The organism is Actinoalloteichus caeruleus (assembly GCF_049311605.1).
Lineage (GTDB): Bacteria > Actinomycetota > Actinomycetes > Mycobacteriales > Pseudonocardiaceae > Actinoalloteichus_B > Actinoalloteichus_B caeruleus.
Map to the genome: position 1 here is coordinate 4008996 of NZ_CP186005.1, position 22149 is coordinate 4031144.

The 22149-nt window shown below is 70.5% G+C and carries 18 protein-coding genes; 9 read left to right on the top strand and 9 right to left on the bottom strand.

The window, feature by feature from the left end; genetic code table 11:
* Nucleotides 1-112: 112 nt before the first annotated feature.
* The gene (locus tag ACOJVX_RS16035; RefSeq protein ID WP_030106040.1) at nucleotides 113-2221 is read right to left on the bottom strand and encodes a transglycosylase domain-containing protein; all 2109 of its coding nucleotides are present in this window, start codon (nucleotides 2219-2221) and stop codon (nucleotides 113-115) included.
* Between the two features lie 404 nt (nucleotides 2222-2625).
* Nucleotides 2626-3375: a DedA family protein gene (locus ACOJVX_RS16040; protein ID WP_422646890.1), complete on the bottom strand. Its 750-nt coding sequence runs from the start codon at nucleotides 3373-3375 to the stop codon at nucleotides 2626-2628.
* A gap of 654 nt (nucleotides 3376-4029) precedes the next feature.
* On the opposite strand from ACOJVX_RS16040, the gene ACOJVX_RS16045 reads away from it, so the two are divergent.
* Both ACOJVX_RS16045 and ACOJVX_RS16050 read left to right on the top strand, forming a co-directional pair.
* Nucleotides 4030-6333, top strand: coding sequence for a SulP family inorganic anion transporter (locus ACOJVX_RS16045; protein WP_026418719.1), 2304 nt, complete (start codon nucleotides 4030-4032; stop codon nucleotides 6331-6333).
* A 77-nt stretch (nucleotides 6334-6410) separates the two neighbouring features.
* Nucleotides 6411-7853, top strand: coding sequence for a glutamate decarboxylase (locus tag ACOJVX_RS16050; RefSeq protein WP_051713052.1), 1443 nt, complete (start codon nucleotides 6411-6413; stop codon nucleotides 7851-7853).
* A 65-nt stretch (nucleotides 7854-7918) separates the two neighbouring features.
* On the opposite strand, the gene ACOJVX_RS16055 is transcribed toward ACOJVX_RS16050, so the two are convergent.
* On the bottom strand, nucleotides 7919-9223 hold the full coding sequence (locus ACOJVX_RS16055) for an alpha-L-fucosidase (protein WP_422646891.1): 1305 nt from the start codon (nucleotides 9221-9223) through the stop codon (nucleotides 7919-7921).
* An 81-nt stretch (nucleotides 9224-9304) separates the two neighbouring features.
* Complete coding sequence (locus ACOJVX_RS16060; protein WP_026418717.1) at nucleotides 9305-10579, bottom strand: ABC transporter substrate-binding protein; 1275 nt, start codon at nucleotides 10577-10579, stop codon at nucleotides 9305-9307.
* A gap of 509 nt (nucleotides 10580-11088) precedes the next feature.
* On the opposite strand from ACOJVX_RS16060, the gene ACOJVX_RS16065 reads away from it, so the two are divergent.
* Nucleotides 11089-12051 carry a glycosyl hydrolase gene (locus ACOJVX_RS16065; protein ID WP_418154594.1) on the top strand — a complete coding sequence of 321 codons (963 nt, stop codon included), beginning with the start codon at nucleotides 11089-11091 and terminating at the stop codon, nucleotides 12049-12051.
* A gap of 17 nt (nucleotides 12052-12068) precedes the next feature.
* Here ACOJVX_RS16065 and ACOJVX_RS16070 read toward each other — a convergent pair whose 3' ends face one another.
* The gene (locus ACOJVX_RS16070) at nucleotides 12069-13181 is read right to left on the bottom strand and encodes a Gfo/Idh/MocA family protein (RefSeq protein WP_035292069.1); all 1113 of its coding nucleotides are present in this window, start codon (nucleotides 13179-13181) and stop codon (nucleotides 12069-12071) included.
* Entirely contained in the window at nucleotides 13166-13837 is a 672-nt protein-coding gene (locus ACOJVX_RS16075; RefSeq protein WP_026418715.1) for a ThuA domain-containing protein, read from the bottom strand. The genes ACOJVX_RS16070 and ACOJVX_RS16075 overlap by 16 nt, the downstream gene beginning before the upstream one ends.
* A gap of 454 nt (nucleotides 13838-14291) precedes the next feature.
* Here ACOJVX_RS16075 and ACOJVX_RS16080 point away from each other — a divergent pair, with 454 nt between their 5' ends.
* The gene (locus ACOJVX_RS16080) at nucleotides 14292-15161 is read left to right on the top strand and encodes a DUF72 domain-containing protein (protein ID WP_422646892.1); all 870 of its coding nucleotides are present in this window, start codon (nucleotides 14292-14294) and stop codon (nucleotides 15159-15161) included.
* Between the two features lie 310 nt (nucleotides 15162-15471).
* Here ACOJVX_RS16080 and ACOJVX_RS16085 read toward each other — a convergent pair whose 3' ends face one another.
* Both ACOJVX_RS16085 and ACOJVX_RS16090 read right to left on the bottom strand, forming a co-directional pair.
* Nucleotides 15472-15858 carry a hypothetical protein gene (locus tag ACOJVX_RS16085; protein ID WP_030106049.1) on the bottom strand — a complete coding sequence of 129 codons (387 nt, stop codon included), beginning with the start codon at nucleotides 15856-15858 and terminating at the stop codon, nucleotides 15472-15474.
* A 306-nt stretch (nucleotides 15859-16164) separates the two neighbouring features.
* Nucleotides 16165-17658 (bottom strand): MFS transporter, encoded by a 1494-nt coding sequence (locus ACOJVX_RS16090; RefSeq protein WP_418154597.1) that lies wholly within the window; start codon nucleotides 17656-17658, stop codon nucleotides 16165-16167.
* Nucleotides 17659-17734: 76 nt separating this feature from the next.
* On the opposite strand from ACOJVX_RS16090, the gene ACOJVX_RS16095 reads away from it, so the two are divergent.
* The 3 genes from ACOJVX_RS16095 (at nucleotide 17735) to ACOJVX_RS16105 (ending at nucleotide 19888) form a co-directional block, all read left to right on the top strand.
* A complete protein-coding gene (locus tag ACOJVX_RS16095; protein ID WP_026418711.1) occupies nucleotides 17735-18220 on the top strand; it encodes a MarR family winged helix-turn-helix transcriptional regulator in 486 nt (161 codons plus the stop codon).
* 655 nt (nucleotides 18221-18875) lie between these two features.
* Nucleotides 18876-19535 (top strand): hypothetical protein, encoded by a 660-nt coding sequence (locus ACOJVX_RS16100; protein WP_422646893.1) that lies wholly within the window; start codon nucleotides 18876-18878, stop codon nucleotides 19533-19535.
* Complete coding sequence (locus ACOJVX_RS16105) at nucleotides 19532-19888, top strand: hypothetical protein (RefSeq protein WP_418154600.1); 357 nt, start codon at nucleotides 19532-19534, stop codon at nucleotides 19886-19888. The genes ACOJVX_RS16100 and ACOJVX_RS16105 overlap by 4 nt, the downstream gene beginning before the upstream one ends.
* Before the next feature lie 136 nt (nucleotides 19889-20024).
* Here the strand turns inward: ACOJVX_RS16105 and ACOJVX_RS16110 are convergent, their stop codons facing one another.
* Complete coding sequence (locus ACOJVX_RS16110) at nucleotides 20025-20207, bottom strand: DUF397 domain-containing protein (RefSeq protein WP_418154601.1); 183 nt, start codon at nucleotides 20205-20207, stop codon at nucleotides 20025-20027.
* A 457-nt stretch (nucleotides 20208-20664) separates the two neighbouring features.
* Here ACOJVX_RS16110 and ACOJVX_RS16115 point away from each other — a divergent pair, with 457 nt between their 5' ends.
* A complete protein-coding gene (locus ACOJVX_RS16115; protein WP_422646894.1) occupies nucleotides 20665-20997 on the top strand; it encodes a hypothetical protein in 333 nt (110 codons plus the stop codon).
* Nucleotides 20998-21438: 441 nt separating this feature from the next.
* The gene (locus ACOJVX_RS16120) at nucleotides 21439-22146 is read left to right on the top strand and encodes a hypothetical protein (protein WP_422646895.1); all 708 of its coding nucleotides are present in this window, start codon (nucleotides 21439-21441) and stop codon (nucleotides 22144-22146) included.
* The last annotated feature ends 3 nt before the right edge of the window (nucleotides 22147-22149 follow it).

The following is a 22149-nucleotide window of genomic DNA, read 5'->3' on the forward strand; positions in this document are numbered from 1 at the left end:
TCGGGCCCGGCGACCGGGTGGCCATCCTCTCATTTCCGGTGGACGGCCACCCGGGCCTCGCGGGTCGGAGGGCGCATTCGCCCGGCAGGCCCGACGTTCTCCTCCGAAGAGGTCAGAGGTGGCGAGGATCAGCCTGCGGTAGTGCCGCGACCTCGGTTCCCTCCAGGATGACGTTCATCGCGCGGAACCAGGTCCTGGCGGGTGCGTGACCCCCGTAGATGTTCCCGACACCGCATTCGGTGACCGGCGGGCCACTGCAGATCGGCTGGGGCGAGGCGCCGTCGCCGAAGATGAGCACGGCACCGGCCATCTGGGGGGTGGCTCCGGTGAAGGCGGCGGAGCGGTGTCCCTGGGTGGTGCCGGTCTTGCCGATCGCGGGCCGGTTCCAGCCGGTGGCGTTGGCGGCGTTCGCCGCCGTGCCCACCGTGTCGTCCTTGCTCAGGGCGACGACCATCGAGTTGGCCAGGCCCTCGTCGACGGCCTGCTCGCACGGCTGTTCCTCGATCTCGACCGGGTTGCCGTGCTTGTCGGTGATGGCTTCGATCGGGGAAGGCGGGCACCACACGCCGCCGCTGGTGAGGGTGGCGCTGACGTTGGCCAGTTCCAGCACGCTGGTCGGGGTGAAGCCGAGGGTGAAGGCGCCCATGTTGTTCTGCTTGAGGAAGTCCCGCTGGGGCATGCTCACCCGGGGGTCGTCCGAGTCCGGGTCGATGCCGGTGCCGTTGTGGTTGACCCCGTCCATGCCCTTGCGCAGCCCCAACCGGTAGGCCATGTCCACCACGCTGTCCAGCCCGATCTCCTCGGACATCTGCACGAAGGTGGTGTTGGGGGAGAAGGCGAGGGAGTCCTGGAGGGAGACCCTGCGGTCCATGCCGCCGGTGACGACGTAGGGGTTGTTGCCGTTGCGGTACACCGACGAGGTGTGGGACTCCGGGGAGTCGAACTCCTGGTGGATCTTGTAGCCCTGTTCGAGACCGGCGGCGGCGGTGAAGATCTTGTACGTGGACCCCGTGCCGAAGGGCATCACCGCGCTGGGCAGGTCCCAGCTCGTCTGCCCCCGGTCCGGGTCGACGCCGTAGTCGCGGTTGGCGACCAGCGCCCGCACCTTGTGCGACTCCCGCCCCGGTTCGACGACGGCCATCACGTTGGCGACGCCCGGGGTGGTCTTGCCGACCTCCTGCTCGGCCGCGGCCTTGGCCGCCTGCGTCGCCACCGGGTCCAACGTCGTCTTGATCGTGTAGCCGTTGCGCTTGAGGTCCTCGTCGTCGAACCCGTGTTCGCGCAGGTAGTTCATCACGTAGGAGCAGAAGAAGCCGTTGACGTCACCGTTGCCGTGGCCGACGCAGCCGTTGGGCAGGCGGTTGAGCGGGTTGATCACACCGAGGGGCTCCTGCTTGGCCTCCTCGGCGACCCGGCGGCTGTCCTCAACGGTCTCCCCGAGCATGCCCTCGTCACCCATGCGATTGAGCACGAGGTTGCGGCGACGCTGGGCGTCCTCTGGATTCCGGCCGGGGTTCAGCACGCTCGGCGCGTTCACCACGGCGGCGAGCAGCGCGGCCTGCGGCAGGTTGAGCTGGTCGGGTGTGGTGTCGAAGTAGGTGCGCGCTGCCTGGTGCACCCCGTAGGTCTCGTTCCCGAAGGGCACGATGTTCAGGTAGCCCGTCAGGATCTCGTCCTTGGTCATGCGCTTCTCGATGTCCAGGGCGATGCGGGCCTCGCGCAGCTTCCTGGCCATCGTGGCCTCGGTGGCCTCCCCGAAGGCCTCCTCGTCACCGTCACCCACGATGAAGGCGAGGTAGTTCTTCACGTACTGCTGGGTCAGGGTCGACCCGCCGCCCTCGATGCGGCCGGCGAACTGGTTCTGGACGGCCACCCGGAAGGTCGCCTGCCAGTCGACGCCGTCGTGGTCGAAGAACCGGTGGTCCTCCACGGCGATGATGGCGGCCTTCATCTCGTCGGAGATCTCGTCGGGCCCCACCATCACCCGGTTCTGGTGGTACAGGTAGGCGATCGGATTGTCGTCGCGGTCGGTCACGGTGGTCACCACCGCGGGTTCCGCGCTCTCCATCTCCGCCGACGTTCCGCTCACGGTGTCGGCCGCCTGGTTGGACACCGCGCCGAAGCCGGCTGCCGCGGGGAAGAAGACGGCGGCGAGGAGCACTCCGGCTATCAGACAGAGACCCAGCAGCTTGGAGGCGCCTTTCGCCCGAGCCAGGATCACGGCAGGAACAACCCCTTCCACGGGGCGAGCGAGGACGGCTCACCCACACGATTCGCGACACGCTCTCTCACGAGAGGACCGGTGATGGACGGAGGCGTTCGACGAGGTTCCGGCGCCGGGTCGGCCAGCGCACTGGCGCCGGCCGGCTGTCCTCCTCCCAGGAGGAGGACGTTCGCACCGGTGTCGACGTTGCGCGCCGGCACGTGATGTGGCTCTCGAACTCCGATGGCCCGGTCCAACCGACCGGGCAGCCCCGTCCGCACCGCATGATCCGGTACCGCACGTCTGACTGACGTTAGCTCAGTCGGGGGTTGAACGACCACTTCCGGGGGACTCCTCCGCCGGGCAGGCGAGCGGGAACGCCCGAGGCCCAGCCGGGACCGGTGATCGGCTGCCAGGTGGGGTCACCCGCGGGGGGCGGCGTCATCCGGTTCGCCCGGGGTGTGCTCGCGTGGTCCGTCGGAGACCGGGGCCATGCCGGCCGGTTTCCCCACCAGCACGGCCTCCGCCGGGTCGGCTTCGGGGAGGCGTTCCCGCGCCGCACTCCGGCGCTTCCTGACGATGGTGACGACCACGGCGGCGAGCACGATCGCGCCGAAGACGAACCAGCTCGCGACGCCGAGCTTGCGTTCGAGGTACTCGGCGGAGGCGCCGGCGGCGGCACCGATCGAGACGTGCAGGAGCGCCCAGCAGGCGGCGCCCGAGATCGACGCCGGCAGGAACCGCGCGTAGGGAAGGCCGGCGGCACCGGCGGAGGCCGGGGTGAGGGTGCGCACCACGGGGAGGAACCGGGCGGCGAACACCGCTCCGCCGCCATGCCGCCGGAGCAGTTCGGCCGCGCGGTCCCAGTGCTGGAGGCCGATGCGACGCACCAGGCGGCTCTCCCGGAGCCGAACCCCGTAGCGCCGTCCCAGCCAGTAACCGATGGAGTCCCCGGTGGCGGCGCAGACCGTGACGACGAGGCAGAGGATCACGAAGGTCCAGGCGTCGCGCGCGGTCGTGGAGGCGACCAGCAGGCCGGTCTCCCCGGGCACGAGGAAGCCGAGCCCGAGGGTGCACTCCGCGAGGACGAGCAGGCCGGCGGCCGCGATGACGGCGGGCCTGGGCAGATCGGCAACGGCGTCCAGCATCTCGCTCACCACTGCCACCAGCATCGCTCCCGTTCAGTCGCGTTCGAGGCCCGGCGGCCGGACCACTGTCGCGGGTCGCTCCCGGGAAGCCCGTCGGGCGCACGTCCGACCAGGCCAGGTCAGCCTGGGGCAGGTGACCCGCTCGTCTACTCATCCTCACTGGTAGGACGTGAGTCCCGCGTTCGGGTTGCGCCACCACGCTGTGCATCCGGCCGAAAATCTTTAACCCGACTGGTTGATTCGTTTTGTCTTGAAGGCCCAATTTGGTCAAGATGTAACTAGCCGGTGGCGGCAGTTGGACTCACTCCTTCGTGCCGCTGGAGCAGTGGAGGTGACCATGAGGAGCGCGCTCGTCCGTCGCCACTCCCCCAGACCTCCCGGCCGCCGGTTAGGCGGGCCGGCGGCCTGACGGGCCCTCCCCGGCTCCTGACTCGTCCGGCACGGCACGGCGTCACCAGCACCTCCGCCGGTCCCCCGAGCGAGTTCGACCGGTCCCGGACCACCGCGCCCGCCCGGCCCGCCCCTCCCCTCCACGCCCGTCGTCGCGCGAGGAGGACGCACCCACCCAGGACCTCACCGGAGCGTGGTCCGCGCTCCGGACGACGCCGCACCTCCACCACCGAACACGACGAGTGCCCGAACGGACGCACTCAGTGATGACACCGAAGGACGTCTCCCATGCAGAAACGCGACGAGTCCCACCCGCACGGCGGGGAACGCACCGCGGTCGACCCGCCAGGGGCCCCCTCACCCGGCCGGCTCGCGTCACTGGCGCGACACGACCTCCCGGCATCCCTGGTGGTGTTCCTGGTGGCGCTCCCCCTGTCCCTGGGCATCGCCGTGGCCACCGGCGCGCCGCTGATGGCGGGGCTGGTCGCCGCCGTGGTCGGCGGGGTCGTGGGTGGCGCGCTCAGCGGAGCCCCGCTCGGGGTGAGCGGACCGGCCGCCGGCCTGGTCGTGATCGTGGCCGGCTTCATCGAACAGTTCGGCTGGGCCGCGACCACCGGGATCGTCGTCGCCGCGGGCATCCTCCAGGTGGTACTCGGGCTGAGCCGCGTCGCGGGCGTGGCGTTGGCCCTCTCGCCGGCGGTGGTGCACGGCATGCTCGCCGGCATCGGGCTGACGATCCTGATCGGCCAGTTCCAGCTGGTCCTCGGGGCCGAGGCTCGGACGGGCGCCCTCGACAACCTCCGTGCCTTCGTACCGAACCTCGCCAACGCGCACCTGCCCACGGTCGTCATCGGTGGGCTCACCATCGGTCTGATGCTGGGCTGGCCTCGGCTGCGGCGGGTGAAGGCGGTACCGGCGGCCCTGGTCGCGGTGCTCGGGGCGACGATCACCGCCTGGGCGCTCGGTCTCGACGTCGACCGGGTCGCGCTTCCGGAGGACCCCCTCGGGGAGCTCGCGCTGCCCGAGATGCCGGCCGGACCGGTCGGGGCCATCGTCCTGGCGGTGCTCACCCTGGCGCTCGTCGCCAGCGTGGAGTCGTTGTTGGCCGCGGTCGCGGTCGACCGGATGCACTCGGGGCCACGGGCGAACCTGAACAGGGAACTGGTCGCGCAGGGCACCGCGAACATGGTCTCGGGCTCGCTCGGCGGGTTGCCTGTCACCCAGGTGATCGTGCGGAGCACCACGAACGTGGCGGCTGGAGCGCGCACCAGGGCTTCGGCGGTGATGCACGGGGTCTGGATCGGTGTCTTCGTCCTGTTCCTGACCGACACGCTCGAGCTGATCCCGATGGCGGCGCTCGCGGCCGTGCTGGTCGTCGTCGGCGCCAAGCTCGTGAACGTCGCGCAGATACGGCTGCTGTGGCGGCACCGGGAGTTCCCCGTCTACGCCACCACGATGCTCGGCGTGGTGTTCATCGACCTGCTCTACGGGGTGCTGCTCGGGATCGCGGTGGCGGTGCTCGTCAGCCTGTACCGCCTCGCCCACCAGCGGGTGGAGGTCCGCGACCGGGGCTCCGGTGAGTGGCTGGTGCGGGTCCAGGGGTCGATGGTGTTCCTCGGGGCCGCCGGGTTGACCGAGCGGCTGCGGGCCATCCCGCCCGGCGGATCGGTCACGGTCGAACTGCACATCGACTTCATGGACCACGCGGCCTTCGACGCCCTGCACGAGTGGCGGCGCGAGTACGAGCGCCAGGGGGGAACGGTCCGGGTCGAGGAGACCACCGGTGTGTGGTACCAGCACGTCTCCGACGGGGCGCGGCCCCGCCGGCGCAAGAGCCCCGCGCACGTCGTGCCGCAGTGGCTGGCCTCCTGGCGGCACTGGCAGCACCCGGCCCGCTCGGCGATCCCCCGGCAGCGGGAACGCGGGGAGGACCCGATGATCCTGGGGATGCGGGAGTTCGAACGGCACTCCGCTCCTCTCGTCCGCCCCTACCTCGCGGAGTTGGCGACCAATGGTCAGCGCCCCAGCCAGCTCTTCCTCTGCTGCGCGGACTCCCGCGTCGTCCCCAACGTGATCACCACCAGCGGGCCGGGCGACCTGTTCACGGTCCGGAACGTGGGCAACCTGGTACCGCCGTGCGGCGCCCCCGGGGACGCCTCGGTCGGGGCCGCCGTCGAGTACGCGGTGCAGGCCCTGGCCGTCGACTCGATCACGGTGTGCGGGCACTCGCACTGCGGGGCGATGAACGCGGTCGCGCGGGGCGGGACCGAGGGGGACAGCCACCTGTCGAACTGGCTCGCCCACGCCGAACCGCTGGTGGTCCCCCCACCGCCGGCGCCGGCCGACGACCTGTCCGAGCCGGAACCGGCGTGCCAGCGGTCGCTGGCGGTGCGCAACGTCGTGCAGCAGCTGGCGAACCTGATGACCTACCCGTGCGTGCGGGATGCGGTCACCGAGGGCCGGCTGCGGCTGGTCGGTCTCTACTTCGACATCTCCGAGGCGAAGGTCTACCTGGTGGACCCCGGGACCGGGGAGCTGCGAGTCCCGGACGAGGGGGAGGCGGCACTGCCCCTGGCCGACGGCGCGGGGTGAGTGCGCGGGCGGTGGACGTGGCGGTCCGGCAGGCTGATCAGCCTGCCGGACCGCCACCCCGTCAGTACGGTGCGGGCATGGCGCGTGGACCGCTCTCCGGCGACCGGCCCGACGGCGACGACGAGGTGTCGGTGAACCCGGTGTTCACCGAGGAGCCGACGCGGGTTCCCCGGCACGCCCTGCCGCACCGGGGACTCCCGCCCCGGGTGGCCTACCAGGTGGTGCGCGACGAGCTGATGTTGGACGGCAACGCGCGCCTGAACCTGGCCACCTTCGTCACGACCTGGATGGACGAGGAGGCGGACGAGCTCATCGCGTTGTGCTCCGACCGCAACGTGGTCGACAAGGACGAGTACCCGAGGACCGCCGAGTTGGAGGAGCGGTGCGTCCACATGCTGTCCCGGCTGTGGAACGCCCCGGACCCGCGTCGGGCCGTCGGATGTTCGACGACGGGGTCGAGTGAGGCCTGCATGCTCGCCGGGCTGGCGTTGAAACGCCGGTGGCAGCACCGCCGGCGGGCGGCGGGCGCGTCGACGGAGCGCCCGAACCTGGTGATGGGTGCCAACGTCCAGGTCTGCTGGGACAAGTTCGCCAACTACTGGGACGTCGAACCGAGGGTGGTGCCGATGTCGGGCGCCCGGTTCCACCTGTCCCCGGAGGAGGCGGTGGCCCGCTGCGACGACCACACGATCGGCGTGGTCGGCGTCCTCGGGTCGACCTTCGACGGCAGTTACGAACCCGTCGAGGACATCTGCCGGGCGTTGGACGAGCTGGAGGGGCGCGCCGGCCTCGACGTCCCGGTGCACGTGGACGCGGCCTCGGGTGGCATGGTGGCCCCCTTCTGCGACCCGGACCTGCGGTGGGACTTCCGGTTGTCCCGGGTCGCCTCGATCAACACCTCCGGCCACAAGTACGGGTTGGTGTACCCGGGCGTGGGCTGGGTGGTGTGGCGGGAACCGTCAGCGCTCCCGGAGGACCTGGTGTTCCGGGTGAACTACCTGGGTGGCGACATGCCCACCTTCGCGTTGAACTTCTCCCGGCCGGGAGCGCAGGTCGTGGCGCAGTACTACAACTTCCTCCGGCTCGGCGTGACCGGTTACCGCCGCGTGCAGCTGTACTGCCGGGAGGTGGCCACCCGGCTCGCGGCAGCGGTGGCGGACCTGGGGCCGTTCCGCCTGGTCAGCGACGGCAGCCAGCTGCCGGTCCTCACGTGGTGCCTCCGCGAGGACGTCACGGGGTACAGCGTGTTCGACGTGGCCGCGGCGCTGCGGGAGTCCGGCTGGCTGGTGCCGGCGTACACCTTCCCACCGGATCGCACCGACCTGTCCGTGCTCCGGGTCGTGGTGCGCAACGGTTTCACCAGGGACCTCTCGGACCTCTTCCTGGCCGATCTCCGGCGGGCGTTGCCTCGGCTGCGCCGTCAGACCGGTCCGGTGCGGGGGCCGGAGGCCGGCGGTTTCGACCACGGCGCGACCCGGTCCGGTGCCGCCCACCCTCGGCCTCGGCGTTCGCCGGGCTGAGGTGTTGTCGGGTGCGGCGGAGTCACCCCGAGTGCCCGGCCGCTCCCCTCCCCGTTGCCCGGCCGTCAGTCGGCCGGCGAGGCTGTTCCGTGCCCGGGGTCGACGAGCACGAGTTCGACGACGGGTACCTCCTGTTCGGGGCGAACGGTGGGCAACCGCAGCACCACGGACCCCTCCGGACCGGGGGCCACCCGGTGCGGGACGTCGGGCCGCCAGTCGCGGATCTCGGTGAACTCCACCTCCGCGCCGTCGTGCAGGAAGGCGGCGTACTCGAGGTGCCCCGCGAGTCCCGGCAACACCACCTGCCCGGAGGGCCAGGCGAAGAGGTGCAGGTAGAGCCGGTCGCCGCGCTGGGTGAGGCGGCAGTCGTCCGGGGTGGGGAACCGCGACGGCCCGGCCCCGTGGATGGCGTCGGAGTGGGCCTCCAGCCAGTCACCGACCTCGGCGAGGAGGGCCCTGGCCCGGGGTTCGAACTCGCCCCGAGCGGTCGGGCCGACGTTGAGGAGCAGGTTGCCGTTCTTCGCGACGCCGTCCACCAGCACCCGGATCACCTGGCCGGCGTCGAGCCACTGCTGGAAGCCTGGCGCGTAGCCCCAGGACCCGTTGAGGGTGCGGCAGGTCTCCCAGGGGAGTCCCCGCTCGGCGAGGTCGTCGTGCGGGGACCGTTCCTCGGGGGTGAGGAAGTCGGCGGATCCGGGGAGGTCGAGGCGGTCGTTGACGAGCGTGGCGGGTGCGAGTTCCCGCACCATCGCGACGAGGTCCGCCGACCGCCAGTGGTCGCGTCCCTTGCCGTTGTCCAGGCCGGAAGCCGGCTCGGGGAAGGAGAAGTCGAACCACAACACGTCCGGCCGGTGGGCGGTCACCAGTTCCCGGACCTGGGCGTGCAGGTAGTCGACGTAGGAGTCGAGATCGCCCTCGTGGTTGTCGCCCCCGCGTTCCCAACGGGGGTGCATGCCGTCCCAGGGGTAGTCGGGGTGGTGCCAGTCGATCAGCGAGTAGTAGAAGCCGACGCGCAGGCCCTCGGCCCGGAAGGCGTCGACGAACTCGGCCAGCACGTCCCGGCCAGCGGGTGTGTTCGTCACCTTGTAGTCGGTGTGGGTGGAGTCCCACAGGCAGAAGCCCTCGTGGTGCTTGCTGGTCAGGATCGCGTACCGCATACCGGCTCGCCGGGCGTCACGCGCCCAGCGAGCCGGGTCGTAGCGGTCGCCCCGGAAGTGGCGGAAGTACCGGTCGTAGTGCTCGTCGTCGAGGTGTTCCCGCAGTTTGACCCACTCGTGCCTGGCGGCGAGGGAGTAGAGGCCCCAGTGCACGAAGAGGCCGAACCGGGCTTCGGTGAACCAGGCGGTCCGGGCCGCGACGGCGTCGGTCATTCCGGTGTCCTTCCTCGTGGGGTCGCCCATCCCCGGGTGCGCGTGCGCTGGTCGGCTCGGACGTCGACCACGGCCGGTGGATCAACCGCCCAGTTGTCGTTTCGCGTCGGTGAGGAAGCGCTCGACGCCCTCCTCGACGGTGAGGCGGCCGAAGGCGACGTCGTCGTTGACGCGCTGGAAGTCCCGCTTGACGGCGCCCTCACCCGGCGGGGGCGGCGGGGGTGCGGTGGCGAGCTGGTCGGCGATCTCCTCCTCGAAGGTGAACACCGCGAGCTCGGCGCCCTCCAACTCACCACCGACGGCCTCGCGGACCTCGGCGTTGACCGGCATCCCCCGCGTGGTGCCCTGGATGAGGCCCGCGTCGACATCGTTGATCATGAAGTCGACGAACAGGGCCGCCTCGGCGGGGTGGTCGGTGTTCGCGGCCACCGAGGCGAGCATGGACGGCTTCGCGTACTGCCCGAGCTCGTCACCGGAGGAGGGGAACGGGGCCAGGCCCATCGGGCGGCCCAGGGTCTGCTCGTAGGAGGTGAACCCGCTGTCGTAGCCGAACTCCGAGGCGGACCGGTTCTTGCCCATCGGGCTGGTGGCGATCGAGCCGTCCATGCCGGTGCTGATCTCCGGCGGGGTGGCGGCACCCGACTCGCGGAACTCGGCGGCGAGCTCCCAGAACTCGGCGAGGTCCTCGCCGTCGTAGCCGATCTGCCCGTCGTCGGTGAACAGCTCCTTGCCCTGCTGCCGCAGCCACACCTCGAACCAGTCCTCGGCGCCGCCGAAGTCGGAGGTGCCGAACACGGAGGGCTCCGCGTCGCTGCCCTCGCTGATGGCGAGGGCAGCGGCGTGGAAGTCGTCCCAGGTCCAGCCGTCCTCCGGCGTGACCCCGGCGTCCTCCCAGAGTTCGCTGTCGTAGATGAGGACCTGGGTGTTCTGCGCCATGGGGATCCCGAAGAGCTGACCGTCGAGCTGACCGGAGGCCAGCAGCTCGTCGGGGATGTCCTCGGTCGCGAGGTTCTCCCCCGCCTCGCCGCTGGCGAGGTCGAGCAGCACCCCCCGGTCCGCGTACTCCCGCAGGTACCGGTAGTCCATCTGCACGATGTCCGGGGCGTTGCCCCCGGCGACCTCGGTGGACAGCTTCTGGAAGTGGTTCTCGAAGGACGAGAAGGAGCTCTCCACCCTGATGTTCGGGTGGCGTTCCTCGAACAGGGCGATCGCCTCGTTCGTCGCCTGGGCACGGTCGTCGTTGCCCCAGTAGACGAAGCGGAGGGTGACGTCACCGTCGCCGCCGTCCTGCGATCCACACCCGGCCACCGCGACCGCGGCCGCCGCGGCGACGGCGAGAGGCCAACGTCTGCGCATGTTGCTGTCCTTCCTGGCTTCCCTTCCCGCCACCCCACGGCGCGGGGTCGGGGCCCGCCGAGATCGGCGCCCGCCGGTGCGGCCGTCGTGCCCGTTCCCGGCCGTGAGCGCGTCGTACGCGGGATCTGGTTGACCGAGTATGGGTGGTTCTCCCGGCCGGCCCGCCCTGTCATCGGATGTCTGGCCCTTCCCGGCCAATCCCCGTGGCCCCCGTGGGCCGGCGGGGTCGGGCGCCCGCGCCCCTCCGGGCGGGCGGTCGCCGGCCGCTCCGGTGGTCTGGTGGTCGAACGGCCTGGTCAGCGGGCCTGTCGGATGCCCTGGGGACCGGTGCGGCGGCGGGGAGGGTGCCAGCGGGACGGTTCCCCGGCGGGCGGCGGGCGATCGCCTAGGGTGGCGCCGGGCCACCCGTCGGCCGGCGAGGAGCGTCGGGCCGGGGACCCGCGGCCGCCCCCGGGGCGCACCGCCGTGGACGGGTCGCGGCGGGCCCCGAACAGGGAGGGAATCTCGACGTGAGTGCCGGAACCGCACCGACCAGGGACGAGGTCGTCCGAGCTCCGCTGTACCGGGATCCCGTGTACGACGGCGCCACCGACCCCACGTTGATCCACCACCGCGCGACCGGGGAGTGGTGGATGTTCTACACGCAGCGGCGGGCTACCGCCGACGTGGAGGGCTTCGCCTGGGTGCACGGCACGGACATCGGGGTGGCGACGAGTTCGGACGGGGGCGCGACCTGGCTGTACCGGGGGGTCGCCGAGGGCCTCGCCTTCGAGCGGGGGCGCAACACGTACTGGGCGCCCGAGGTGGTCTGGCACGAGGGCCAGTACCACATGTTCGTCTCCTACGTCCGGGGCGTGCCCACGGACTGGGTCGGCGAGCGGCTGATCCTGCACTACACGTCGTCGGACCTGTGGAGCTGGGAGTTCCGTTCGGAACTCGACCTGTCCAGCAGGAAGGTGATCGACGCCGCTGTCGCCCCGCTACCGGGGGGCGGCTGGCGCATGTGGTTCAAGGACGAGGCGGACGACAGCCACATCCACGCGGCGGACTCACCTGACCTGTTCGACTGGACGACGGTCGGCCCGGTGATCACCGACCGCCCGCAGGAGGGGCCCACGGTCTTCTCGTTCGCCGGCAGCCACTGGATGATCAACGACTTCTGGTCCGGTCTGTCCGTCTACCGGTCGGATGACCTCACCGCCTGGGAACTCCAGGACGAACCGATCCTGGACCGGCCGGGGGTGCGGGACGGCGACGACGGGCTGGGGCACCACGCGGTCGCGATCACGCAGGGGGAACGGGCCTTCCTCGTGTACTTCACCGAGCCCGGCGGAGAGCGCCGGGCACGGGTGCAGGTCGCCGAGCTCAGGGTGGTGGACGGTCGGCTGACCTGTGACCGCGACGCGCCGTTCTCCCTCACCCTGGACGCGGCCCGCACCGTGGCGTCGCGTGGTGGCCAGTTGCCCGGCTGACCACCACGCGGCCCCGGTCAGGTCGTTCCGACGAGACCGTCGGCGGCGGTCGGCAACGGGAGGGCCGGGGGCCGGGCGCAGGTGCTGGCGACCCGGACCCCCGACCCCGTCTCGTTCGAGGTGAGCACCGAGCGCATGACGTCGAGGACGTGCAGCGCGAGCCGCCCGCTGGCCCGGTGTTCGCGGTCGTGGGCCAGCGCGTCGGCGAGGTCGACCAGCCCGTAGCCGCGTTCGGTGTCCGGTGCCCCGGCCTGGGGGTGCTGTTCGACCCAGCCGTCCGACCCCGACCGCCACAGTTCGCAGCTGCCTTCGAAGGCGTTCGGGTCGGGGACGGACAGGGTTCCGGCCGTGCCGTACACCTCGATCCTCGGCAGCCGGGACGCGGCGACGTCGAAGCTCACCATCAGGGTGCTGACCAGGCCGGACTCGTGGCGCAGCAACGCGGAGACGTGGGTGTCCACCTCGACCGGGACGCGGTCCCCCTGCCGGGGGCCGCTGCCCACCGTGCGGGTGTCAGTGGCGCGGCTCCCCGCCCCGAACACCTGCTCGACCGGGCCGAGGAGGCTGATCAGCGCGGTGAGGTAGTAGGGCCCCATGTCGAAGAGGGGTCCGGCGCCGGGCTGGTAGTAGAAGGCGGGGTCGGGGTGCCAGGTCTCGTGTCCCGGTGAGGTCCAGAACGCGGTGGCGGCGACGGCGTCGCCGACGGCGCCGGCGTCCAACAGGTGGCGTGCGGTCTGGAACCCGGTGCCCAGCACGGTGTCCGGCGCGCAGGCGACCCGCAGTCCCCGCCCCTCCGCGAAGTCCAGCACCGCCCCCGCCTCGGCCACGTCCAGGGCGAGCGGCTTCTCCACGTAGACGTGCTTGCCCGCCCGGAGCGCGGCCATGCTGACCCCGGTGTGCGCGGCGGGGATGGTCAGGTTGACCACCACGTCCACGTCGTCACTGCTCAGCAGTTCGCCCACGGATCGGGCGGTGGCGGGTGGGTACGCGGCGGCGAGCTCGGTCGCCCGGTCCTCGACGAGGTCGGCGACGGCCGTCAGGTTCAACTCGGGACGGTCGGCGATGGTGCGCGCGTACCGCCGGCTGATCGTGCCGGCTCCGATGATGCCGATGTTCAACGGGCGGCCCACAGCAGCCCCCTTCCCGTGATGTCTCGTACGGCTGGGTCGGTGAGGTCCGGCAGGTGGTGGCCGAGTGTGGAGACGAAGACCCGGCCACTCCCCCACGTGCGGGTCCAGATCGCGGGCATCGTGACCGGCTGGTCCCACGGGGTGTCGGGTCCGGCGGGCAGCACGGTCTCGGCGAGCACCTCGTTGTGGGAGTCGGTGGCGACCCAGTACTGCTCGGAGTGCAGGCGCAGCCGGTGGTGGCCGGCGACGACGGGGTGGTGGGCGTGGTCGGGCCGCACGGTGACCTCGAAGTCGGTCAGCCCCGGGGCGTGCCACAGGAACTGGCCACCGGTGAGGCGCTGGTAGTCGATGCTGCCCCGGAACGCGTCGATGATCCCGCCGTGCCAGCCGGCGAGACCGGTTCCGGCGCGGACCGCGTCGGCCAGGCCCCGGACCTGGTCCTCGGTGGCCTCGCCCATGGTCCAGCACTGCACCACCAGGTCGGTGGCCGCCATCCGCTCGTCGTCGGTGTAGACGTCGAGGGAGTCGAGGGTGTCGACGTCGAAGCCGTTGCCGCGCAGGAACGGCAGGAAGAGGTCGGTGGCGGCTCGCGGCTCGTGCCCGGGCCACCCGCCCCGCACCACGAGCGCCCGTCGGCGGTGGTCGGGCCCGCTCACCGCGTGCCCCCCGTCGACGCGGACCGCGCCCCTCGCGGGCTGTCTGACGTTGTCGTCGGGGTGTGTCGCACGAAGAATCCTCACCTCGTCGTGTCCGGTCGCCGTGCCCGTCGGGTGCGCCGCCGCGACCGCGTCCTCGCGCAACGCGCGGGTTCCCGGGCGTGGAAGCGGTTACCACCCAGTCAACCAGTCTGCCAGAACGCGTCCGCGCCGCGATGGGGCCGCCCGGTTCGCGGGGGACGCCCCGCGAACCGCCGAGCGGCGGTGGTGACGCCGCTCTGGGCGCCGAGGTCGCCAGCCGATGGTCTCCCGTCCCGGACTGGCCGTCCCGCCCGGGGCGAGGTGGGGCGGACCACGGGTGGGAGCACCATCGCGGGCCGGGGCGGCCGGCCGTTCGAGCTGGTCACCGAGCGCTGGGCTGCCGCCCTCGGAGCCCGGGACTACCGTTCGGGGCGTGGGCGAGATCCTGGTGGGTACGGCGGGGTGGACCGATCCCACCCTGCTGGCCACCGACTGGTACCCGCCCGAGGCCCGGACCGCCGAGGACCGGCTCCGCTACTACGCCTCGCGGTTCCCCCTGGTGGAGGTCGACTCGACCTACTACGCCTCGCCGGCCGAGAACACCGCCCGGCTCTGGGCGGAGCGCACTCCCGCCGACTTCATCTTCACGGTCAAGGCGTTCTCCCTGCTGACCCACCACCCGACGAAACCCTCGGCCCTGCCGAAGGACCTGCGACCCGAGGGGTCGAGGAACCTCTACCAGCGGGACGCCGACCCCGGACTCGTGGAGTCGGTGTGGGAACGGTTCCTGTCGGCCCTGACACCGCTGCTCGACGCGGGGAAGTTGGGCGGGCTGCTCTTCCAGTTCCCGCAGTGGTTCCCGATCGGACGTCGGAACAAGCAGTACCTGCTCGAATGCCAGCGCCGGTGCGCTCCGGTCCCGGTCTGCGTCGAGTTCCGCAACCACACCTGGATGTCGGAGGACAACCAGCGGGAGACCCTCGGGTTCCTCAGCGACCACGCGTTGCCCTACGTCTGCGTGGACATGCCCCAGGGCTATCCGAACTCGATCCCCCCGGTGCTGGCGGCCACCGCCGACCTCGCGGTCGTCCGGTTCCACGGCCACTCGGAGAAGTGGACCAGCCGCGACGTCCAGGAACGGTTCGGCTACCACTACAGCGGTCCGGAGCTGGCCGAGTGGGCGCCTCGCATCACCGACCTCGCCCAGCGGGCGGACCGCACCCACGTCGTGATGAACAACTGCCACGCCGACTACGCCCACACGAACGCCCAGCAGCTGTCGCACCTGCTGGTGGGCGGCTGACCCGGTAGGGCGGGCCCGCGCGCACCGCCCGGCGTGACCACCCCGACGGCGGGGTTCCCGGCGCGCCTCGCGGCCCCGGTCGGTACTCCACCACTCCCCGTGTTCGCGGCGGGTCGGAGCAGCCGAGACCGACCGCGCCCATTTCCCGCGACCAACGACGGGACGATCTCCGCACCAGCACCCGGAGAATCCGGAGCCAGCACTTCTTCGCATTCCCCCGAATCCAGCGGAATTGTTCCGCCCGCCTGTTCCGGTCACCCTAACGGGCCGAACCGACAGGTTCCCGTTCGGCGGGACCACGCGGTACGGGTCAGGCTGCCCGTCGCAGCACCCCGGTCTCCACCGCCAGCAGCGCGCGGGGGTCGGTCCGCCGCTCGGTGGACCGGCGGCGCCGGGTCCTGACGGACCCCCCAGGGCGGGACGAACCCCGCCGAGCAGCCGAAACGGGCCGGTATCCCCGTGTCGTGGACCGCGCGGCGGCGGACGCCCCGGGTCGCGCCAGCCCGTCACGCGGGTTCTCGTTCGGCTCCGCCACCGGCGTTCCACCGCCCGCGACGGCGGAACCGGCGTCCGCTCCCGCCCGCCCGGCGGCCGCGCCGCCGGCGTCGCGGGCGGCGCCCACGAGGGCACGCTCAGCCATCAGGAACAGGACGCCGCCCGTGATGGACCAGAAAACGAGATTGACGAGACCGCCCACCGTGACCTCCGTGACTGAGCCGTTCTTCGACACCCCCGGAAAGAGCCCGGATATCGTGGTCGCCGAACTGTCGATTGCTTTGGTACCCGTGATGCGCCGAATCATGCTTCCCGAGTCCGACAATTCCTGATCAACGACGAATTCACTCTGTTCGGACCAGTACGCACTGGTCCGAACGGATCAATGGGGTGTCCTCGTGGGAACCACGTCCCGTATCCACGGAGCGCACCCGATGGCCCCGGCGGGAAGGTGTGGGTGATGGATGGTGGACGGCCTGGGCCTGGAGCTGGGTGACGCCCGCCACCCCTACCGCGTCGGCCGGTCACCCGTGGCGGAGCGCTCCGTCACGGGCGGCACCTCCTCCGCTCCTTCGGCCGAGGCCACGGCGGAACGTGGGAGGAACGGGGTCAGCGCGAGCGAGACCACCAGGACGACCAGGTGGTACCCGAGCGCGGCGGCGGCCGCACCCAGGTGGTCGGAGGCGGTCGCGGAGCCAGCGGTCAGGAGTCCGAAGTAGAGGGTTCCGACCACCGCCACCCCGAAGGCACCTCCGCACTGCAACACCGCGTTCGCCACGCCGGAGCCGGCTCCGGCGTGGCGGGCGGGCACCTCGACGAGGGCAATGCTGGTGAGGATCGAGACGCACAGGCCCATTCCCAGGCCCATCACCGCGATCGGCAGGGCGATGGTCCAGGCCCCGCCGGAGCGGGCCACGTCCCCGAGCGCCAGTGCCAGCCCGGCGGTGGCGAGGCAGATGACCGACAGCCCGACCTGGACCAGTCGGCGTCCGGCGACCTGGACGTACCGCTGGGCAATGCTGGTCGTCGCGAGGACGCCCAGGGGGAACCCGACGACGACCAGGGCGGCTCCCATCGGCGTCCAGCCCAGGCCGAGTTGGAGCGCGTAGTGCAGGACGACGAACAGGGAGGAGAGGACCGAGTAGACGGCGAACATCACGACGAGTCCGACAGTGAAGGAACGGCGCCGCAGCAGCGCGGGCGGCACCAGCGCGTCCTCACCGAGGCCCCGCCGCCGCTGGCTGCGATGGAAGGCGGCGAACAGGGGCACCGCCAGGACCGCGAGGGCCACCGTCCACCAGGGCCAGCCGGCCTCACGCCCCTGCACGAGCGGCACCATCACCGCCGAGGTGGCGGCCACGAGGAGGGCGAGCCCGAGCAGGTCGACGCGTCGCACCTCGGAGGACCGAGACTCCGGCATCCAGCGGAGCGCTCCGAGGAGGGCGAGCAGCCCGATGGGCACGTTGACGTAGAACAGCCCCCTCCACCCGAGGCCGAGCGGGTCGACGTGCAGGAACAGCGCCCCGAGAAGTGGACCTCCGACGTTGGCGAGGCTGAGCACCGCTCCGTACACGACGAAGGCGCGGGGTCGCTCCTCCGGTCCGAAGACCTGCACGATCAGCGCCATCGCCTGCGGAACCATCAGCGCCGCGCCCAATCCCTGCGCGACCCTGCCGGCGACCAGGACGCCACCGGACGCCGCCGCGCCGCACACGACCGAGGAGAGCACGAACAGGGCGGTGCCGACGAGGAAGACTCGCCGGCGCCCGTGGACGTCTCCCAGGCGTCCGCCGGGGATCATGCCCAAGGCGAAGGCCAACAGGTAGGCGGCGACGATCCACTGGACCTCCGCGTCCGTCGCCTGGAGGTCGGCCTGGACGCGGGGCAGGGCCACGCTCACCATCGTGCCGTCCACGAGGTCCATGAAGACCGCGACGAGGACGACCGCGAACGCGGCCCACCGGCCGCGCGGCGGCGACGACGATCTCGCGGTGTTTGACATGATCCACCCTCCAGTACAGGTCCACTCCGAGAAGAACGAAAATAGAGCATCTCTAAAGTAGAGACAAAGGAGGGGTATGAGCCCGGACAGCGGCCAGACCGAGAACGGGCGCACCGACGCCCTGTACGACGCGTTGCGCGAACAGGCGATGCGCGCCGTGCTCTTCCATCTGGATGTGGCCAACCGCGTCGGCATCAGCATCACCGACGTCGGGTGCCTTGGCGTGCTCGACAAGGAGGGCGCCATGTCGGCCGGCCAGCTCGCCGAGCGCATCGGCCTGTCGCGAGGCGGGGCGATCACGGCGGCGGTGGACCGCCTGGAGCGGGGCGGTTTCGTCACCCGGCGCCGCGACACCTCGGACCGGCGACGGGTGATCGTCGAGATCGTGCGGGGCGGACCGTACGACCGGGTCGTCGCGGCGCTGGACAGCCTCAGCAGCGCCTACCGGGAACTCATCGCCGGCTATGACGACACCGAGGCGCGACTGCTGCTCGACTTCACCCGCCGCGCCAACGCCGTCGTGACCGAGCACCTGACGGGCCAACCGCCCACCGGGCGCTGATCCCGCCCCGCCGGGTCGCGCTCGCGGGGGACGAGGCCGCCCGCGCTCAGTCCCCCGTGGGCCGGAGGCGAAGCTCGGTCTCGACGATCCGGTGCAGGTGCCGCCGGGCCTGCTCAGCGGTCAGCGGGCGGCGCCTGCCGCAGCCACTGGAGCGCGAGACCGTCGATCAACGCCACCTGGTGCACGGCGGACTCCTCCAGGTCCGCACAGCCGAACTCCCCCTCGGGCGGTGGACACCGCGGCCCACAGGCGGTGCCCGGCGGGGACGGTGTACCCGGTGGCGGTCAGCCCGACCTCCACGTCCTCCTTCGCCCCTTCGCACCTCGGAGGACCGCGACTCGGACATCCACCGACGCGCCCCGACGGGAGCGAGCAACCCGATGGGCACCTCGACGTGGACCACCCCCTCCCCTTGTCGTCGACGGAACCTGGAGGCTCATCTCCAGTGCGGTCGTGGAGCGCCAGACCGCCTGGTCCAACGGCATGAAGTAAGGCCGGGTTCCGCTGACGGGTTCTCGCGGTTCCCGCGCTTGCTCGTCACCGTGCTGCCCCTCGAACGGTCCTCCCCCACACCGAACAAGGCCGTTCGCACCCCCAGGCCATCACCTGTTGCTACGGTCCATCACTGTCCGCAATCGCTTTGTGGGGGTGCTCAGTGTCCGTCGCCGACGTCGTCGCCCAGGCACGCACGGCCCTCCTGGAAATCGAGGAAGCCCAACGCGACCTGGTCGCGGCGCTCGACCGCGCGGAACGAGGCTGCCAACACTCTGCCCAACTCCTCTCAGCTTCAGCGCACCACGACGTGGTGTGGACGGTGAAGGCCGCCGCCGACGCGGCCCAGCCACTGAAGCAGGCGTACGCCGCGTTCGGCCGGTCCGCCGACCTGATCCGCCACTACCTCGACACCATCACAGGCGGAAATCACTCAGGGCCGGTAACACCCCCTCCCAGCCCTGCGCCCGTAGTACCACCGGCCGCGCCACCCTCCGTGGGGACGTGGCGGGGAAAGACCGCGAGCGAGTACGCGAGGGGAAAAGGGGGAGGGATTGGCAGACGCTCGCCACGAGGAAGGAAGGCTATAGTGCGTGAGGTCGAGTCGGGGCAGCGGGTGAGGGAGCTTTGGGATGCTCTGCGCGTCGGCGGACACACAGTGGAATCTTCCACGTTCAACGGCCGCCTGATCTCGTTTTCCGACGGGACCTTGATGGGGATCAGGAAGACGGCGCGGACGACGCCGGGCGAACCAACGTTGGAGATCTGGCCGGGTGATGGAGGAAAAGTGGTCAAGGTCCATGTGGCGAAGGAGGCCCCGTGATCGACGCTGACGGCGTGAGTCACGATGTTCTCGAGTACATATGGGAGCAGGCGGAGTCCGATGGCGCGACTTTGCGCGATGTCATCGCTGCGCTGATCGAATATGGAACTCCGGGAATGGCAACGGTGGAGGAAGCGGGAAAACTCGCGGCTCACCTGGTGCGCACGGAGCTCCTGATTCCCGCCGAACTCGATGGCGACGACTTCGCGCCGTGGAGTTCCAGCCCCGGCCATTCCGCGGAGCGAATCGAGCGTGAGACGCTCAGGATCGCACGGGAGAAAAGACTTCCACTGCCCGGAGAAGTGGTGTGGCTCGTTGCTCCGCGAATCTCGGAACGGCAGCCTGAAGTCTGACCACGGCGATCTATGAGACCCGGGAGTACGAGGAGAACGGGCGCGAAGTCGACTTCGGCGATATCGCGTGGTTCGCATGAGCTGGGAGAACGAGCCCCCGACCTGGTGTGCTGGCCGGGGGCTCGTTGACCACTGGCTACAGGCGGCCGGACTTCACTGCCGCGAGGAAGGCCGTGAACGTGCCACGGTCGACGACCAGCATCCCGCCGTCGCGGTTCCTGGTGTCGCGGACAGCCGCGAGGTCGATGGCGCGACCGACTTCAACGCGCTGCCCGCTGTCGCCGCTCCGACTCGACTTACGCCACGATTTGATGTCCATGACTCTCCTCGTACGGGGGTGCCGGCGCTCAGTCCCCCTCCGGACGGAGGCGCAACTCGGTCTCAACGAACCGGTGCAGGTGCCCCCGGGCTGGCCCGCCCGGCGACCACTGGCCGCGCCGCCGACGGTGGGAACGTGGCGAGGGAAGACCGCGAGCGACTACGCGAGGGGGAAGGGGGGGAGGGATCGGCAGACGTTCGCCACGAGGGAGAAGAACCGTCGTTCGTGAGGTTGACTCCGTTGAAGAGATCAGGGAAATATGGGTGAACCTATCGCAAGGTGGTCGACGTCAGGATGTAGACTCCTATGCGGGTCACGTTGTGGCGTTCCCAGATGGAACCCGAATAGCCTTAAGGAGCAAGTCCCTCACGACACCAGGGACGGAAACCATGGATCTGGCGTTCGAGGACCAGCGTCCGATCAAAATTCATGTAGTGCGCAACAAGGGGTAGAGTTCATGGAAGAGCCGAATGCGGACGTCATGGATTACATTTGGGAGAGTGCCAGTTTCGACGGAATCATGCTTTTCGAGTTCGTGGCGGCGTTGCGCGAGCACGGGAGCCCTGGAAGCGCGACCACGGAAAACGCCGGGAAGTTGGCCGCACACCTCGTGCGAACGGGAAAGTTGATACCAGGAAGACTAGGTGTCGATGCTTTCGAGCCGTGGGAGCTCCCAGCCGAGGAAGCGGCCCAGAGAATCGAGAACGAGGTCTCGCGGTTCGTCGCCGAGGGCCGCAAACTAAGCTTGGGTGACGTGGCGCACTTCATGCCCGCGAAGTGGAATTCCTAGCCGAGTCCCAGCGGGGGGCGGGCTTCTGGTTAGGATGACCTTTGTCGACGTCCACGCGATTCTCGAACGCTCCACGGCAGCGGTGAATATCATCAGGAATGTCGATGACAGTCAGATCTAGGAGGCGCGGGCCGGGTGCCCTGGGAACGGACGGCTGTCACCCCTGCTCATGATCACCGTGGATTACTTCGAGTTCAGGCACGTTTTAGCGATGTCACAGGACACGCACCATCGCTGATCAGAAGATGTCGAACTGGCTGGTCAGAGCGATGTTGGCGGAACGACACTACCGGTGAGTTCTCGCAGTTCCCGCGTTTGCTCGTTCTCGTGCCGTCTCTCGGACAGCCCTCTCCCACACGGGAGGGGGCCGTTCGCACCCCCCAGGCCATCACCTGTTGCTACGGTCCATCACTGTCCGCAATCGCTTTGTGGGGGTGCTCAGTGTCCGTCGCCGACGTCGTCGCCCAGGCACGCACGGCCCTCCTGGAAATCGAGGAAGCCCAACGCGACCTGGTCGCGGCGCTCGACCGCGCGGAACGAGGCTGCCAACACTCTGCCCAACTCCTCTCAGCTTCAGCGCACCACGACGTGGTGTGGACGGTGAAGGCCGCCGCCGACGCGGCCCAGCCACTGAAGCAGGCGTACGCCGCGTTCGGCCGGTCCGCCGACCTGATCCGCCACTACCTCGACACCATCGCAGGCGGAAACCACTCAGGGCCGGTAACACCCCCTCCCAGCCCTGCGCCCGTAGTACCACCGGCCGCGCCGACCGCTCCTACGGACGCGGCGCCACTGGCCGCGCCGCCGACGGTGGGAACGCCGCCGACGGTGGGAACGTGGCGAGGGAAGACCGCGAGCGAGTACGCGAGGAACGAAGGCGAGGGGATCGGGCGGCTTTCCCCGCGAGGACGACGCACGGTGGTGCGCGAAGTCGATAGCGCCAAGGAAGTGCGTGACATATTCAATTCCCTCTCCCGGGGGGCTCGCAGGATCGATGTTCCCGGGTACAACGGGATTATGACCATAGACTCGGACGGTACTAGGATTGGGTATCGATACACCTCGGCAACAACGAAGGATGAACCCACTCTCGACGTTCGAGATGCAGATCAGAACGTGTTCAAAGTACACGTTGCAACGAAAGATTGATAT

Bases quoted from the DNA above. Each gene is read 5' to 3' on its own strand.
- ACOJVX_RS16055 (WP_422646891.1), bottom strand. From the start codon at position 9,223: ATGACCGACGCCGTCGCGGCCCGGACCGCCTGGTTCACCGAAGCCCGG.
- ACOJVX_RS16050 (WP_051713052.1), top strand. From the start codon at position 6,411: ATGGCGCGTGGACCGCTCTCCGGCGACCGGCCCGACGGCGACGACGAG.
- ACOJVX_RS16060 (WP_026418717.1), bottom strand. From the start codon at position 10,579: ATGCGCAGACGTTGGCCTCTCGCCGTCGCCGCGGCGGCCGCGGTCGCG.
- ACOJVX_RS16110 (WP_418154601.1), bottom strand. From the start codon at position 20,207: ATGGACATCAAATCGTGGCGTAAGTCGAGTCGGAGCGGCGACAGCGGG.
- ACOJVX_RS16045 (WP_026418719.1), top strand. From the start codon at position 4,030: ATGCAGAAACGCGACGAGTCCCACCCGCACGGCGGGGAACGCACCGCG.
- ACOJVX_RS16095 (WP_026418711.1), top strand. From the start codon at position 17,735: ATGAGCCCGGACAGCGGCCAGACCGAGAACGGGCGCACCGACGCCCTG.
- ACOJVX_RS16090 (WP_418154597.1), bottom strand. From the start codon at position 17,658: ATGTCAAACACCGCGAGATCGTCGTCGCCGCCGCGCGGCCGGTGGGCC.
- ACOJVX_RS16040 (WP_422646890.1), bottom strand. From the start codon at position 3,375: ATGCTGGTGGCAGTGGTGAGCGAGATGCTGGACGCCGTTGCCGATCTG.
- ACOJVX_RS16115 (WP_422646894.1), top strand. From the start codon at position 20,665: ATGGAAGAGCCGAATGCGGACGTCATGGATTACATTTGGGAGAGTGCC.